Source organism: Flavobacterium hibisci, assembly GCF_020026925.1.
In the GTDB taxonomy this organism is placed as follows: domain Bacteria; phylum Bacteroidota; class Bacteroidia; order Flavobacteriales; family Flavobacteriaceae; genus Flavobacterium; species Flavobacterium hibisci.
The window spans coordinates 423,024-439,975 of the sequence record NZ_JAIQDW010000001.1 but is presented as its reverse complement, the minus strand read 5'-3'; the positions used below and the strand labels follow the sequence as shown (position 1 = coordinate 439,975).

15 protein-coding genes are annotated in these 16,952 nt (G+C 34.1%); 9 read left to right on the top strand and 6 right to left on the bottom strand.

From position 1 onward, the window contains the following. Positions 1–43 precede the first annotated feature (43 nt). From K8B81_RS01645 to K8B81_RS01635, 3 genes are all read left to right on the top strand, one after another. Entirely contained in the window at positions 44–2,029 is a 1,986-nt protein-coding gene (locus tag K8B81_RS01645; protein ID WP_223678399.1) for an alpha-L-arabinofuranosidase C-terminal domain-containing protein, read from the top strand. Between the two features lie 187 nt (positions 2,030–2,216). Then, a complete protein-coding gene (locus K8B81_RS01640; RefSeq protein WP_223678398.1) occupies positions 2,217–3,476 on the top strand; it encodes a putative DNA modification/repair radical SAM protein in 1,260 nt (419 codons plus the stop codon). Positions 3,477–3,481: 5 nt separating this feature from the next. Then, entirely contained in the window at positions 3,482–4,255 is a 774-nt protein-coding gene (locus K8B81_RS01635; protein WP_223678397.1) for a TIGR03915 family putative DNA repair protein, read from the top strand. A 251-nt stretch (positions 4,256–4,506) separates the two neighbouring features. On the opposite strand, the gene K8B81_RS01630 is transcribed toward K8B81_RS01635, so the two are convergent. From K8B81_RS01630 to K8B81_RS01620, 3 genes are all read right to left on the bottom strand, one after another. Continuing rightward, a complete protein-coding gene (locus K8B81_RS01630; RefSeq protein WP_223678396.1) occupies positions 4,507–5,973 on the bottom strand; it encodes a glycoside hydrolase family 130 protein in 1,467 nt (488 codons plus the stop codon). 291 nt (positions 5,974–6,264) lie between these two features. Further along, on the bottom strand, positions 6,265–7,635 hold the full coding sequence (locus K8B81_RS01625; protein ID WP_223678395.1) for a sensor histidine kinase: 1,371 nt from the start codon (positions 7,633–7,635) through the stop codon (positions 6,265–6,267). Between the two features lie 121 nt (positions 7,636–7,756). Next, positions 7,757–8,671, bottom strand: a complete 915-nt coding sequence (locus K8B81_RS01620) for a DUF6625 family protein (protein ID WP_223678394.1) — start codon at positions 8,669–8,671, stop codon at positions 7,757–7,759. Between the two features lie 467 nt (positions 8,672–9,138). Between K8B81_RS01620 and K8B81_RS01615 the strand changes: the two genes are divergently transcribed. The 4 genes from K8B81_RS01615 to K8B81_RS01600 all read left to right on the top strand — a co-directional run bounded on the left by K8B81_RS01615 (position 9,139) and on the right by K8B81_RS01600 (position 14,301). Beyond that, complete coding sequence (locus K8B81_RS01615; RefSeq protein ID WP_223678393.1) at positions 9,139–10,821, top strand: GH39 family glycosyl hydrolase; 1,683 nt, start codon at positions 9,139–9,141, stop codon at positions 10,819–10,821. A gap of 172 nt (positions 10,822–10,993) precedes the next feature. Then, a complete protein-coding gene (locus tag K8B81_RS01610) occupies positions 10,994–11,998 on the top strand; it encodes a glycoside hydrolase family 43 protein (protein WP_223678392.1) in 1,005 nt (334 codons plus the stop codon). 40 nt (positions 11,999–12,038) lie between these two features. Next, positions 12,039–13,169, top strand: a complete 1,131-nt coding sequence (locus K8B81_RS01605) for a DUF4861 family protein (protein WP_223678391.1) — start codon at positions 12,039–12,041, stop codon at positions 13,167–13,169. A 91-nt stretch (positions 13,170–13,260) separates the two neighbouring features. After that, positions 13,261–14,301 (top strand): LacI family DNA-binding transcriptional regulator, encoded by a 1,041-nt coding sequence (locus K8B81_RS01600; protein WP_223678390.1) that lies wholly within the window; start codon positions 13,261–13,263, stop codon positions 14,299–14,301. A 141-nt stretch (positions 14,302–14,442) separates the two neighbouring features. On the opposite strand, the gene K8B81_RS01595 is transcribed toward K8B81_RS01600, so the two are convergent. After that, positions 14,443–14,745, bottom strand: a complete 303-nt coding sequence (locus K8B81_RS01595; RefSeq protein WP_223678389.1) for a hypothetical protein — start codon at positions 14,743–14,745, stop codon at positions 14,443–14,445. Positions 14,746–14,949: 204 nt separating this feature from the next. On the opposite strand from K8B81_RS01595, the gene K8B81_RS01590 reads away from it, so the two are divergent. Then, positions 14,950–15,387, top strand: a complete 438-nt coding sequence (locus K8B81_RS01590; RefSeq protein WP_223678388.1) for a hypothetical protein — start codon at positions 14,950–14,952, stop codon at positions 15,385–15,387. 147 nt (positions 15,388–15,534) lie between these two features. Further along, the gene (locus tag K8B81_RS01585) at positions 15,535–15,741 is read left to right on the top strand and encodes a hypothetical protein (RefSeq protein WP_223678387.1); all 207 of its coding nucleotides are present in this window, start codon (positions 15,535–15,537) and stop codon (positions 15,739–15,741) included. Positions 15,742–15,878: 137 nt separating this feature from the next. On the opposite strand, the gene xth is transcribed toward K8B81_RS01585, so the two are convergent. Both xth and K8B81_RS01575 read right to left on the bottom strand, forming a co-directional pair. Further along, positions 15,879–16,658, bottom strand: coding sequence for an exodeoxyribonuclease III (xth, locus tag K8B81_RS01580; RefSeq protein ID WP_223678386.1), 780 nt, complete (start codon positions 16,656–16,658; stop codon positions 15,879–15,881). After that, entirely contained in the window at positions 16,639–16,872 is a 234-nt protein-coding gene (locus tag K8B81_RS01575) for a hypothetical protein (protein ID WP_223678385.1), read from the bottom strand. The genes xth and K8B81_RS01575 overlap by 20 nt, the downstream gene beginning before the upstream one ends. Positions 16,873–16,952 lie beyond the last annotated feature (80 nt).

Here is a 16,952-nt window from a genome sequence, read left to right as displayed (position 1 = left end):
TTTAAATAAATTAGCAAGACTAAATTATCAACTATCATAGAAAATGAAAAATAATATCATAACCAAAATAATCATTGGCGGTTTGCTGTTCAATGGTATTTGCTTACACGCCCAAAAAACAATTTTAGAAGTTGACGTTGCTAAAACCGTTACCAAAATTCAGCCTACTATGTTCGGTTTGTTTTTTGAGGATATCAATTTCGCAGCAGACGGCGGATTATATGCCGAAATGATTAAAAACCGGTCTTTTGAATTTGAAAAACCTTTGATGGGTTGGGATCAGCCTAATACTAAAAGGTCTTCTCTAAATATGAATTCGGGTGTTGCCACACCCATAAAGGTCGTAGAAAATGAAACCAATCCTAATTTCTGCCGTGTCCTGATTAATGATGATAAAGGATATGCCTTAATTAATGAAGGTTTTAGAGGGATGGGAGTGAAAAAGGATGCAAAATATAATCTTTCTTTAAAGGCAGCCAATCACGACGGAGCGATCAAAAAAATAATTGTTCAGCTTATTGATAAGGATAAAAAAGTAATTGGAGAAACCAGTATTATTCCAACATCAAAAGAATGGGAGACCTATTTGGCACAATTTAAAGCAACTCAGACTGAAGCTAAAGCCAAATTAAAAATAACTTTTGAAGGAACAGGGACAATTGATCTTGATATGATTTCATTATTTCCTGAAGATACTTGGAAGAACAGAAAAAATGGTTTACGAAAAGATCTTGTTCAGCTTTTGTATGATATGAAACCTGGATTTTTAAGATTTCCTGGCGGCTGTATTGTCGAAGGAAGAACCTTATCTGACCGTTATCAATGGAAAAAATCAGTTGGCGATGTTGAAGACAGAAAAACGATGATGAATCGATGGAATGTAGAATTCAGTCACAAACAGACCCCTGATTATTTTCAAAGTTTTGGACTTGGATTTTATGAGTATTTTCAGCTTTCTGAAGATATTGGTGCGACTCCATTGCCAATTTTGAGTTGTGGAATGGCCTGTCAGTATAATACGGGAGAATTAGCTCCAATCGAAGAATTAGATCCCTACATACAGGATGCTTTAGATTTAATTGAATTTGCCAATGGTTCAGAAGAAACCAGATGGGGAATTCTTCGTTCAGATATGGGGCATCCTAAACCATTCAATCTAAAATATATTGGTGTTGGAAATGAACAATGGGGGCCGGATTATATTGAGCGTTTCAAAATTTTTGAAAAAGCAATAAAAGCCAAATATCCAGATATTATTATCGTTTCAGGAAGCGGTCCATCACCGGATGGTGAACATTTTGATTTTGCAATGGCAGAACTTAAAAAACTCAATGCTGAACTTATAGATGAACATTATTACCAAAGCCCGAAGTGGTTTAGGGAAAATGCTTCACGTTATGATCATTATGACCGCAAAGGCCCAAAAATATTTGCGGGTGAATATGCTGCGCAAAGTGTTTCAGGAGCAAACCCGAATAACAGAAATAACTGGGAATGTGCTTTTTCTGAAGCCGCTTTCATGACTGGATTAGAAAGAAATGCTGAAGTAGTCAATATGACTTCTTATGCGCCGCTGATGGCACATGAAGATGCATGGCAATGGACACCAGACATGATCTGGTTCAATAATTTAGAATCTTACGGTTCTGCTAATTATTATGTTCAAAAATTATTCTCCACCAATAAAGGAACCGATTTGCTAAACATAACTAAAGATGCAAAACCTTTAACCGGGCAAAACGACCTTTATGCATCTGCTGTAAAAGATGTGAATGCAAAAGAAATAATTGTAAAACTGGTAAATACTGCAGCGGCTTCCCAAGAAGTTACAATTGATTTAAAAGGAGGTAAATTTGCTTCTAAAGGCACATTGATAACGCTTTCAAGTCCGAATTTAGAAGATGAAAATACTTTTGGAGAGCCTAAAAAAATTAGCCCAAAAGAAAGTAGTTATAATTTAAAAGGTGTAAAAGCATCTTTAAATTTACCCGCTTATTCAGTAACCGTATTGAAGTTAAAAAGTAAATAAGCACTAGTTTATACTTGTATAAAACCTCCAAAGTCATTTGATTTTGGAGGTTTTCTTTTTTAGACCATTGTGATATTTTTGTCATAGTTTGATATAATTTGGAACAATAAAAACAAATATATTGTTATGTATAATAACTAATTTTATTGTTGTAAATATTTCAAAAACGATAAAAACAAAAATCCTGATGGTAAATGATAGAGTGATGGAGAAGCTGGAAATATTGGCAGATGCTGCAAAATATGATGTTTCCTGTTCGTCGGCCTTAAGTAAACGAGAGAATAAAAATAAAGGTTTGGGAAATGCTAAAGGTTATGGTATTTGTCACGCTTTCACCGAAGATGGTCGCTGTGTGTCGCTGCTAAAAATCTTGCTCACAAACCATTGCATTTTTGATTGTGCCTATTGTGTAAGCAGAAAAAGCAATGATATTAAACGAGCAGCCTTTACAGTACAAGAGGTTGTTGACCTTACAATTGGCTTTTACAGGAGAAACTATATTGAAGGACTTTTTTTAAGTTCGGGTATTTTTGATAACGCTGATTTCACTATGGAGCGTTTGGTGAGAATTGCTAAAAAATTACGTACTGAACATAAGTTTAATGGCTACATCCATTTGAAGGCGATTCCGGGAGCCAGTGATGAATTGCTGAAGGAAGCAGGTCTATACGCTGACCGTTTAAGTGTAAATGTCGAAATGCCAACAGAAAAAAGCCTTAAATTATTAGCACCAGATAAAAATCATATTGATGTGATTAGTCCTATGAAATATCTTAAAAATGAAATTATTGGGTATAAAGAAGAAAAAAAATCAAATTATAAAACGCCTCTTTTTGCTCCCGCCGGGCAAAGCACCCAAATGGTAATTGGGGCAACACAAGAAAATGACCTTGAGATTCTTGGAATGGCAAATTATTTTTATCAGCAAATGAATATGAAACGGGTGTATTATTCGGGTTATGTTCCCATTAGTTATGACAATCGCCTGCCTGCCATTGGAACACCTGTTCCTGTGATACGTGAAAACCGTTTGTATCAGGCAGACTGGCTCATTCGCTATTATGGATTTGATGTAAATGAAATTGTCGGGTTCAATCAGCCTAATCTTGATCTTGATATCGATCCGAAGCTTGGATGGGCTTTGCGTAACCTGAATCAATTTCCTGTTGATATCAATACGGCCGATTTGGAAATAATAAAACGCATTCCCGGAATTGGATATTTAAGTGCGCAAAAAATTGTAGCAGCAAGGAAGTTTAAAAAACTGCTTCCACAGGATTTACAAAAAATGGGAATTGCATATTCACGTTCCAAATATTTCCTGGCTTTTGCAACGCCATTTCAACTTCAAAAAGATTTAACATCGATTCAAATCAAGGATCATATCTTAAATTTCCAAAAAAGTAAATATAAAAACGATTTTTCTAATCAACTTGCTTTATTTTAATCAAAATGACAGAAGTAATTTACGACGGAACTTATGAAGGATGGCTTACGGCTATATTTGAAGTTTATGAGTTTAAACTTTCTGATATTGTATTTGCAAAAAATGAAACTTCTGGAACATTGCTTTTTGCAACTTCTCATTTAGTGGTAACGGATATCTCAAAAGCAAAACGTGTTTTAGACGGATTGAAGCTACGACTTTCGACAGAAGGTTTTTCAGATATGTATAAGGCATTTTTGTCTGAACTTCCAGACATAGAAGAAACAATGTTTCAGTTTGTAGAGCATGTATTTGCTAATACAAAAAATGTAGAAGAAGATTTTAGTAATAATGCCGTTTGGGATCTTAGAAAAGCAATACGTCTGACGAGAAAAGAGGCACATCGAATGGAAGCATTTGTTCGTTTTAAACTAACGAAAGATCAATTGTATTATGCTATCATTGAGCCAGACTGTGATGTTATACCTCTAATAGAAAGTCATTTTAAAAACCGTTATGCAGATCAGCGCTGGTTAATCTATGATGCAAAACGCAAATATGGTATTTATTATGATCTTGAAAATGTTTCAACTATAGAATTACAGTTTAATATGAAAGTTACATCCTCTAAATATTTAAACGAAATCTGTGATGAGCAGGAAGAGTTTTTTCAAAATCTGTGGCGGCGTTATTTTAGCAGCGTAACTATCGAATCACGAAAAAACATGAAACTCCATATTCAGCATATGCCAAAACGCTATTGGAAAAATTTAATTGAAAAAATTCCAAATGTGAATTGATTTTTAAAAAATCGCATATTATTAATTTTAGCTATTGAATAATTATTTTTAATAAATATAATTGATTAAAAAAGGCTTTAATATCTCTTATTAAAACAATTATTTTCTAATATGCATACTACTTTGTCATTTTTATAAAAAAAACATCATAAAATAGCTTATTTGGATTTTAGCTATTTTTAAGCCTTATTTAAAGTAAAAAATCCCATTGATTAAGATGGGATTTATGATTCTACATTTAAATCTTATTATTATTTACTCTTCTTTAAAGCATCTAATAATTCTACCATATCAACTACAGCATAAGTTGATGAATAATCTGATACGGCATAAGGCAATATCAGACTATTGTTATGAATAATGGCTCCACAAGAATAAACAACATTAGGTACATACCCTTCCCGTTCGTCTTCAAGTGGTGATAACAATGGTTCTGTAAGTCTTCCAATTTCTTTAGAAGGATCATCAAGATCAAACAGGGAAGCGCCAATGCAATAACGTCTCATAGTTCCTACTCCATGCGTAATAACAAGCCAGCCTTCTTCTGTCCACAATGGAGATCCGCAGTTTCCAATTTGTGTAAACTCCCAGGTATAACGAGGTTCCTGAAGAAGAATAGGGGTATTCCATTGTGTAACTCTGTCAGAATACATGATATAATTATTAACACCATCTATTCTGGCAAGCATCGCATATTTGCCTTTTATTTTTCTTGGAAACAAGGCCAGATTTTTATTCTGTGCTCCGGCACCATGCAAAGGCATTACCCTAAAAGTATAAAAATCTTCAGTAGAAATTAGTTTTGGTAAAATGGTGTGGCCGTTATAAGCTGTATAGGTAGCCATTACGCGGGAAGAGCCGTCATCATCTGTAAAACGGACAAAGCGGGCATCTTCTATACCACGACTTTCAGAATCGGATATAGGAAATATAACCCTCTCTGTAAGATCAGAATCATGCTTGAACTCAACATCATAAAATGATTTTGCGAGCCAGAATATTTCGTTTAATGCAGTTCTCCTTTCTTCACGAATCGATGGGTCACTCAAAGCAGTATTTATAACATCTTTTAGTACTGCATATTCAAACTCGTCAGGTAAATCCTGCATAATCTGGGTTATGTACTTGTCTTGTGTATGCATTTCAGATAATTTCAACAAAAATCGCTCCTTATTGAAAAAACTTTTGTGTATAATTTCAGCTTTATCAATATTATGTCCAATTTTCATAACCTGCAGGTTATTATCCCTGTCAAGAATTCCTCTTCTGAAAACAATTGATGAGATATGGCCTTCACCTGTTGCCCGAAAAGAAATAATAACCCTTTTTTCTCCTGCTTCGAGACCACTCTGGTCAAAATCTTCTATAATAGACGGATTGAAAATAGCGGCAGATTCTATTGCATACTCCATTGTACAAAAAGAACCAATTAGCATTTTTCGGTCAAGAGACAAAGCTTCATAATCAATCTGCATGCTTTCAATAACATCACGCACTTTTTCGCAGTGTCTTAGAAATATAGCAGAAATATTTCGGTGACGTCTGGCAAATTCACGAAGTGTTTGTTCCAGGGTTTCTAACACTTGTTTGTCGTTTAGTGTCATTATGCGAAGTACCATTTGTTTAGTCCGCTCATCACCATTGACAAAATATCGTGCTACAACTCTTTTTGAATCTGGTGTAAATTTTATATTTTTTCGTATGACTGATACACGCATAATTTGTTTTTTAAAATAGAAAAATACTTTTTTATTTATTGAAGTTAGGAAAATATGTTAATAAAAAACTTTAAATTATGTTAAAAAATGGTCATTTTACCGCCTTTATCAAAGCAGATATCTTAATTTATTCAATTAGATAAAGTTTAAATAGTTTTAAATAATTAAAATACAAGTTGTTATTTTTCATATCGAGAGCTTCCTAAAAAACAAATTAGAAATTAAATTATAATAGTTATAAGCTTTTAGAAGCACTACTAAATAATAAAGTTATAAAAAAAAACTTTAATACTACTGTTTTACAGGAAGGGTAAATTTAAAAGAACTGCCTTTTCCCTTATGACTTTCCACCCATATTTTACCTTTATGCATACTTATAAATTCGCTGCAGAGTAATAAACCTAACCCGCTTCCGGCTTCATTTTCTGTTCCCCTTTGAATTACTTTTCTGTTAATTTTAAATAATTTGTCTTTAATTTCATCAGGAATTCCAATCCCGTTATCAATGACAGCTATTTCAACCTTTCGATCTTTTTTTATGAGTTTTATTTCAACTTTACCATTTTTGTTTGTAAATTTAATTGCATTGTTCAGCAAATTCCGTAAAACAGTATCAATCATATGTTTATCTGCTTCAACTTCAAAAACATCATCTGGTTCAAATAAAAGATATATATTTTTATTTAATGCGGCATTTTTATTTAGTTCAATATTTTCTTCAATCAGTGTATTTAAGATTATCTTTTTAGGGCTTAATGTAATCATTCCGGTTTGTACTCTCGACCATTCTAAAAGGTTTTCCAGTAATTTGTAACTATTTTTATTTGATTGGTATAACATTTCCGAAATCTCTCTGATTTCTTCACGGCTGTATTTTTCTATGTCTTCAGCCAATAATTCAGAAAGGGATGCTGATGCGCCTACCGGTCCCCTCAAATCATGCGATATAATGGAAAAGAATTGGTTTTTGTCATCCAAAAGTTTCTGTATTTTATGATCCTGTTTTTCCTTAACCAGAAGCAAAAAACCTATAATTCCAACAAGGGCTACCAGAAACAAGCTAATACTATAAAGACTGTCCAGTGTATTGTGGGAAAAAAAAAGATTTTGCGGATAGATATACCTGTAAATAGCGCGTACCATGATCAGAATCTCAAATAAAACATAACAAAGTACATAAAAGGTTCTGAAAAAATTTTTCTTCCTTTTTTCAGTAAAATAATGAATCGTTGGCGGTAAATAAATGGCAAATATCCCAATTGCCCCAATTAAAACACGGGTATTTATTGTACATCCTAAAAAAGTTCCGATATTAAAAATTATTATCGCTGCTAACGTAATTGCAAGCTGTAATCTGAAACGTTTTTTGGTGTTAGTTTTAAGAAGCGATAACATTGCTGCTGTTTCATAACAACAGGCACAAAAAACCATAGAATTAGCCAGATTGATGGATAGAAAATCATCTATAATATTTCTTAAAATAATCAGTACCCAGGCAATGGTCAATAATAATTTTCCTAAGCCAAACCATTTTAAAGTTTTTCTGTTATCAATGGTTGCATACGAAAATGAATAACTGAAAATAAGAATGCAGGTAAAAAAATTGCCCCAAAAATAAAGTAAAAAAATGGTTTTTGGATCTATAAGTATAACTTCGGGCATTACTGGTTTTGGCTTTTAAGAAATAGGGTATGCAAAGATACAAATTAAGCTTTAACATTTCATAAAAAACCCTGATTACCAAACTATTTAGAAGAGTATCAGACGAAAAATCACAAACTGTTTATTCAAGGTGAAAAATCCGTATTTTTTTAAAGTTTTTCCTTTTTGGTAACATTTTTAATCCGGCTAACCTCCAGAAGCTATTTTTATTAATGCCTTTTTTATTGAAATATAAAATGTTAGATATGGGGTATATTACGGTTTTATCTTCACATTCGTTTTTGTATTGTATCATATCATAAAACAAACATTCTTTTTTATTAGAATATATAATCCGCCCATTATCCCACCTCATTTTATTATTCATTCTTTTATACATAAAAGACTCGAAAAGAGCCTTTATTCTTTGTTCTTTATGCGCTTTGCAAACTACATGAGTCATGCTTCTGTGATCAGGAAAGTCGAAAACTGTTATACCGGGTGTCTGTAATTCATCAAATAAAAAATCACATTCATCAAATCCCGAATATTCCGTAGAAGAAAAAACTTTTTGATAATCAGGACTTTCCATGAATAAAGTCCTCATCAGAGTATTATTACGATACAAACAAAATGTTCCTGTTATAAAGTCCTTGTGTGCACTTATAAGATCATATTGGTTTAAAATACAGGGTGTGATAAAACTCCTGATGTTCCCATACATCATATCAATATCACCATGTCCCCAATAGTCATATTTCTCAAAAATATCCTGAAACAGTAAACCATAAGCAGGCTTAAAGTCACATATTTTATAAGGGCTGTCGAAATTCACTTCAAAACCAAATTTTGTAGCTGCTATAACTTTGAAGTCATTCAATGATTTATGAATTATAATAACATTTGAGGGTTTATTCGGGATTTCTTGAGTATTGCCAGTTACGATTATAAAGTCAATTGTTGGATTGTCGGTACAAGATTTGATAAAATAGGGAAAATACCATGGGTAATCTCCATACCAACAGGTTAACAGGGCTATAGAATACTTTTGTTCCATTTATTTTAATTTAAATTAACTGAACATTTTAATAGTAACATTTTTGCCAGTATATACTATAAGGAAATCAGACTGTTTTGCTTCTTTTTTTCCATCCATCAATAATACCACTGTAATGAGTCACTCAAAAATCAAAATTATTGTAATCAGGATAAGAAGTTTTCATCATTTATAATGATTTTACGCTTTAATTAGAAGTTTTTCGATTGTTAAAATAAATTTTAAATGAGTTTTATTAGAATATTTAATGTTTTAGGGAATTATTTACTTAAATTATTTTTAAATATTAAGCGCAGTTATAAAAAAAATGCCTTTTTTTGTAAGTGTTGATTATACAATTATTATAAATGTATAATTATCAGTGAAGTTTTTGTTTTGAGTTTTTAGTAACACAATTCGGACTAGAAACAAATTGATGAAACTAGCTCACAATACAACTTTACAACTAACCACATATAAACCATCGTATGCGAAAATTATTAAAGTATTGCCTGACTGTAGTTTTTTTCCAATCCTTTGCAATTTCTGTTTATGCACAAAGTCCTGAAATCAGAGTTGACCTTAAACAGGAAATTGCGCCAATGGCGCCTGTATGGGCATGGTTTGGATATGATGAACCCAATTACACTTACATGAAAGACGGAAAAAAACTGCTTAGTGAATTAGCGGCTTTAAGTCCTGTTCCGGTTTACGTACGTACCCACAGTCTGCTTGTATCGGGTGATGGAAAAGCAGCTCTTAAATGGGGTTCAACCAATGCCTACACAGAAGACCGTAACGGAAACCCGATATATAACTGGAAAATCATCGACAGTATTTTTGATACGTATGTTTCGCGTGGCATGAAACCTTTGGCGCAAATAGGTTTTATGCCCGAAGCGTTGTCTACGCACCCTGCTCCATACAGACATTACTGGAAACCCGGAGATCCATACACAGATATTATTACAGGATGGGCTTATCCACCAAAAGATTATGATAAATGGAGAAAACTTGTTTATGAATGGGTCAGGCATTCGGTTGAAAGATACGGACAAAAAGAAGTAGAAAGCTGGTATTGGGAAGTATGGAATGAACCTAATGGACATTACTGGAAAGGTACTCGTGAAGAATTTTTCAAAATGTATGATTATGCAGCTGACGGACTAAAAACAGCGCTGCCTACTGCAAAAATTGGTGGTATCAATATTGCAGGAACAAGGGGCAAGGGAGCCCAGGAATGGACAAACGATTTCATAAAACATTGCATCAGCGGTGTTAATTACGCTACTGGCAAAACAGGATCTCCTATGGATGCTATTCTATTCCATGCAAAAGGCTGGCCTAAACTGGTAGATGGTGCGGTACGAATGGATATGGCACCACAATTAAATGATATCCAGACCGGATTCAAACTAACTATGTCATATCCGGAAACAAAAAATCTTCCTGTTATTGTTGGTGAATCTGATCCGGAAGGCTGCGCTGCCTGCGGAATGGCAACCAACCCTGAAAATGCGTATCGAAACGGAACGATGTATTCGAGTTATACTGCGGCTTCTTTTGCGCGAAAATATATCCTGGCAGATCAGACAAAAGCCAACTTTTTAGGAGCTGTTTCCTGGTCATTTGAGTTTGAAGATCAGCCTTGGTTTTATGGTTTCCGGGATCTGGCTACTAATGGAGTAGATAAACCGGTGCTGAACGTTTTCAGGATGTTTGGAATGATGTCAGGTAAACGTTTAAACGTTACAGCTAATCGTATGTATCCTATAGAAGAGGTTCTGAAATCTAGTGTACGCGGTGAACAGTCCGATATAGGTGCTTTAGCCAGCAAAGACAAAAAATCAGCAGCAATTATGGTGTGGAATTATCATGATGTTGACAAGACAGGATTATCAGAAAATGTAAATGTTGCTATTGAAAATATTCCTGTAAAAAAAGCTACTCTTACTCTTTACATGATTGATAAAGAAAATAGCAATTCTTATGAAGAGTGGAAAAAAATGGGGTCACCACAAAATCCGACACCACAACAGATTCTAACATTAGAAAAATCAGGCAAATTAAAATCTGTCTCCACAAAGAAAATAAAAATAGCAGATAATAAAACAACAGTACAGTTAAAAATGGAACGTCAGGCGGTAGCCTTGATAAAGCTGGATTGGTAATATAAAAAAAGACCTATTTGTCTAATAACATTTGCTTAAGAAATAAATTAACCCGTTGAGTGTAATATTAAAAAACTAATTATACCTACAGTTTAAATTCAGATAAGATACTTTAAATAAAACAATAACAGTATTTTACAAATAACCTTTTACAACTTACAAATAAATAAACATGAAATTAGTTCGAATTTTCATTTTGACAATAATAGCCATAATCAACCCATTTCAGGGTAATTCACAATCGATTACATTTAATAATCCAATTGCAGAGCAGCGAGCTGATCCATGGGTATATAAAGCAGATAATGGTGACTATTATTTAATTGCAACAGTGCCTGAATATGATCGTATTGTATTACGAAAAGCCAATAGTATTAACGGATTAAAAGAAGCGAAAGAAAAAGAAATCTGGCACAAGCATGAAAAAGGAGTAATGGGCAGCCATATCTGGGCGCCTGAACTGCATAGAATAAACGGCAAATGGTATATCTATTTTGCTGCAGGTGAGTCCGAAAATATCTGGAATATAAGGATGTGGGTCTTGTCAAACCCCTCTGCAAATCCGATGGAAGGTAAATGGACAGAAGAAGGTCAGTTGAAAACACAAAAAGAATCATTTTCTTTAGATGCAACCACTTTTGAGCATAAAGGCAAAAGATATCTTATATGGGCACAAAATGTAAGGGGTGGGGATCATGGAACTGCTTTGGTTTTATCTGAAATGAAAAATCCGACCACTCTTACAGGACCTGAAATTATTTTAACTGAACCTGAATTCAGCTGGGAAAGGGAAAAATACAATGTAAACGAAGGCCCGGCCGTAATCAAAAAGAACGGAAAAATATTTGTAACCTATTCAGCCAGTGCCACAAACCATAACTATTGCATGGGTTTGTTATGGATTGATCAAAATACTGATTTACTGAATACTGCGAATTGGCATAAAGCTCCTTCAACTGTATTCTATACAAATGAAGAATTAAAAAGATTTGGACCCGGACATAATTCATTTACTACAAGTGAAGACGGAAAATCAACTATAATGATTTATCATGCAAGGGATTATAAAGAAATTCAGGGGCATGAATTGTCTGATAAAAATCGTGCGACGCGTGCAAGAGTGGTGGAATGGACAAAAAGCGGTTTCCCGGATTTTATGCAGAATAAAAATGATTAAAATCTGTAATGGTGTGTCACGATAATTAAAATAAATGTTCATGAAGTCAATTAAATTCTTTTTTTATTTCGTTTTTAGTATTCCGATGTGTTTTTGGGCACAAAATAAGGCAACTATTACTATCGAAAACAATTCGGCTTTAGATCGCAAAGAGGTAGTTGTAGCCATAAGCTGGAAAAACATTTTAGAACGTTATCCCGAAATCGATACTTCAAATTTTGTTGTAATTAATCCAAAAACGAAGAAACAGGTTATTTTTCAGTTAGAACACCGAATGTTTTCTGTTATTCAGAATTTGCTGGTTCAGGTAGATCTAAAAGCAAAATCAAAACTGCCCCTTTTTGTTCAGAAAGGAAAGCCCGATGTATTTACAATAAAGACCTATGCGAGGTATGTTCCGGAACGCAAAGATGATTTTGCATGGGAGAACGATCATATTGCTTTTCGTACGTATGGTAAAGCAATTGAAGGGTCAAATGAAGATGCTTATGGTTTTGATGTATGGGTAAAACGTACCAATAAAATGGTGATTAATGAACGTTATAAACGGGCAGATTACCATACCGATCACGGAGATGGTTTGGATTATTATCAGGTTGGGCATACATTAGGTGCAGGAAATATGGCACCTTATGTAAAAGATACCATTCGCTATTCAGCTAATTATCATCGTTGGAAAATGCTCGACAATGGCCCGTTACGATCCACTTTTCAATTGATTTATGACTCCTGGAATGCTGGCGGAATAAAAATCGGTGTTATAAAAACCATCTCACTGGATGCCGGTTCACAACTCAGCCGCATCGAGAATAGCTACACTTTTAATGAAACACAAGCATTGCCGGTTGTCGCAGGAATCAGCAAAAGAGCTAATCCCGGAAAGATTTTACTCAATGAACAGCAGGGAATTATGGCATATTGGGAGCCAGCTTCTGATAAAAATGGCACAACAGCTACAGGAGTCATATTGACCACACCTGTCAGCAATATGTGGGCAGACAAAATACAGCTCTTAGCAAAAACTACAGTTCAAAATAATGATTCTATCATTTACTATGCAGGTGCTGCATGGGATAAAGCAGGAAAATTTACTGATGCTAAGAAATGGTTTGACTATCTGGAAAATTTTTATCATGAAATAAATAACCCTCTGGTTATAAGTGTACAATAGTTCTGTTTCCACAGAAAAACACTTGAACTAACGACTTTAATAATTTTTACCCAATGGTTACAAGTAGATTCATTAAAATATTTTTACAACAATGAACACAAAAAGAATCACGATATACGACTTAGCAAAAGAACTTGGACTTTCGGTGTCTTATGTTTCCAAAGCCCTGAATGGTAAGCCCGGTGTAAAGGAAGAAGTGAGACAGGTGGTTTTAAAAAAAGCCGCCGAAATTAATTTCAAACACAATACACAGGCAGCAAACTTAAGACGTGGTTCGTCCATGACCCTTGGTGTAATTGTACCTCAGATCAATCAGAATTTCTTTTCGGATGCTATTTCCGGAATTGAGAAAGCATGTACTGAAAACAAACATAATCTGATTATTTGCCAGTCTCATGAAAAATCAGATGTTGAAAAAACAGCTATCGAAACTCTTATTCACCAAAATGTCGACTGCATTTTGATCTCTCTTTCTAAAGAAACACAGTCTGCTAAAATTCTCGAGCAGGTTTTAGAACATAAAATCAATGTCATTCAATTTGACCGCTGTGATGAAAATTTTCCGGGTCACAGAGTTATAAACGACAATAAAGATGCAACTTATAAAGCTGCAAAAAGCATGATTGAAGAAGGTTATCAGCGGCTTGCATTTATTGGTGGCCCGCTGCATATGGATTTATACATGAACAGGAAAGAAGGTTTCATCAGAGCGATTAATGAAGCCGGAATGTATGTTCCGGATCATTTTATTGTTGATGATAATATCAGTAAAGAAAATGCTTTTCAGACTGCCCTTAAGCTTCTTGCATTACCAGAACCTCCTGACGCATTCCTGGCTATATCAGATATTCAGGCTTTGGGAATTATGCTGGCCATTTCGCAATCTGGACTTAAAATACCTGAGGATATTGGTATTTTTGGATATGCTAATGAGCCTTTTACAGAAATCATTACACCATCTATATCTTCCGTAGATCAAAATAGTGAAAGACTGGGGTATCAGGCAGCCATGGTTTACTTTGATCATATTTTGAAGAATAAGGAAAGTAACGAAGTGATAACTAAAATAATTGAATCAGACCTTATTATCAGGAGCAGTTCTAAAAGAAAGAATGTTGCTGTTGTTTTGTAATTTGATGTTTTAGGAACTATAACCTTTTAAATATTTATAGCTAACCAATATTTAAGCTACAGGTTTACACTGTTTTTTATTTTAAAAATAAAGAGGGACATATAAAATCCCTCTTTTAGAAAAAGCAGTATTGTACTGCTTTTATTCCTCCTCATCTTCTTCAGGTTCAGCCTGATCGGCTTTATATTCATCTAAAGTTCGTCTGTCAGGATCATTATCCTTTTTCAGGTCCTCATCTAAATCTTGAGCTATATCACTATTCTTTTGAAAGTAAGGATCAAAATTTTCTTCTTTATCCGATTCCCTATCATCAAAATTATGATCGGTATTATAACGATCGCCTGAAGAATCAGTCTGATGCTGATTTATTGCCGGATCTTTTGTCTCCATTGTTTCAGAAATGATACCTTCATTATCTGATCTGCTGTTTCTATGAGTATTCATGATAATTTATTTTTAATAGTTAATATATACAAATCTATTTATAGACAAAGGCAAAAACTTATACATTTATTTTCTTTAATTACATTATTATCAGATTCTTGTGTATGGAGATGTTACAATTATTAAACAAGAAAGTGAAACTATTTAAAATTAAATTTTGGTTCATTTATATAAAATATTTCTATCACTTAAAAAGGGTTTATTATGAAAATATCAAAAGAAATAATCAACGGATTTTTTATTTTCCTTGGCATTGCAATATTCTTCTTATTACTGGAAGTTTTAAATCTGGCCCATTTATATTACTTGCGTCTGCTAAATGTGCTGTTCATTTTTTATGGTGTAAACAGGACTTTAAAACAGAATCTTGCAGAAGGTCAGACTAGTTTCCTGCCAAATGCCATTTCAGCTATGGTTACTTCGTTTACCGGAGTTGTTTTAAGTATTTTGGCACTCCTTATTTACAGTTATGCCAGAGGTGGAGATGCATATGTAAAATCATTATCAGAAGCATTTATGTTTGGAGGGGATCCTTCAGTGCCTGTATACACTCTATGCCTGCTTTTTGAAGGGAGCGCATCCTGCATAATTGTGACTTTACTATTAATGCTGTATTGGAATAATAAATACAGGGCTGACTGATATTTTAAAAAATAATAAATTTATAACACCTTAATATTTAATATATTAATACTGGTATTCTATAAAAATTAATAATAATTATGTAAGAATTTAATGTATTGAACATCTAAATTTGAAATTATTCAATATTAATAAAAAGATGTTATTATGAAAACACGTATCAAAACCAAAATTGCCTTGTTAGTTCTTGTAGCCGGACTGTCTTTTTCTTGTAAAAAAGCAGATACTGTTCCTGCAGATGCTACTTACGACTCAACGGCAGTAGCTGTTGATTCTACTGCCATAGATACTACAAATGTCCCTCAGGATACTACTACGGTAATTACAGACACGACAGCTGTTCCAAAACAGTAGTGCAATGAGATTAAAAGAATAGGTAGGGATTCTATCTATTATGATTCATTACTTTATAACACTAGTTATTGATTCAGAAGCCTGCAGTATTTATTATTGCAGGTTTTTCTATTATCTGATCTTTTAATGGATAGTTTTTACTTTATATCATTGAGTTCAATCCAAACCGGTGCATGATCGCTGGTTTTTTCCCAGCCCCTGACATGACGGTCAACACCGCCAGCAATTAATTTTTTAGCTAATTGCGGACTTAATAAAAAGTGATCAATTCGAAGACCGGCATCTCTTTCGTAAGCTTTTCTGAAATAATCCCAAAAAGTATAGATTTTTTCATTCGGATGTAAAGTACGGATGGCATCTGTCCATCCCTGCGTCACAATATTGGCATAAGCTTTCCTGACTTCGGGCCTGAAGAGGGCATCTTTTACCCATTTTTCGGGTTTATAAACATCTAATTCAGTAGGCATAACATTGAAATCACCTATCAGAATTACAGGAGTTTCAAGGTCAAGTAATATTTCAGCACGATGCGAAAGCCTTTGGAACCATTTTAACTTATATTCGAATTTAGGTCCCGGTGCCGGATTGCCATTCGGAAGATAAAGACACGCAATAACAACACCACCAATAAGTGCTTCTATGTAACGACTTTGAACATCTTCTTCATCTCCGGGAAGTGTCCGGGTAATTTCTTCAATTTCAATATTGCGGGCCAGAATAGCAACTCCGTTCCATTGCTTTTGTCCATGCCATATCGCATTATAACCCGCATCCTGTATTGCTTTAATCGGAAATTTATCCTGAGGTGCTTTTAACTCCTGAAGGCAAACAATATCGGGTTGAGCTTCTTCAAGCCAGCGAATGAGGACATGTAAACGGCCGTTAACACCATTTACATTATAAGTAGCTATTTTCATTTGGAACCCTTCTTAGTCCAATTGAATTTATTTCGCTGTTTTTTCCAGGGCAATCAAGGGTTGTAGTGGTAGTATCAGGTAAGTCATCCCAATGTCCCCAGTCTCCTCTGTAGGCTTTTCGATAAATAAAATCGATATTATCGGCTAAACAAATCTGGCTGTGTAGAGATTCTGTACTGTAGGCTGTGCTGTTGTATGTGTTTGAGTTTTCCATGATTTGAGTGTTTTGATAAGTACAAAAATACACCACCACTAGCTTTTTTGACTTATATAAAAATCATGAAGTGTTATGTA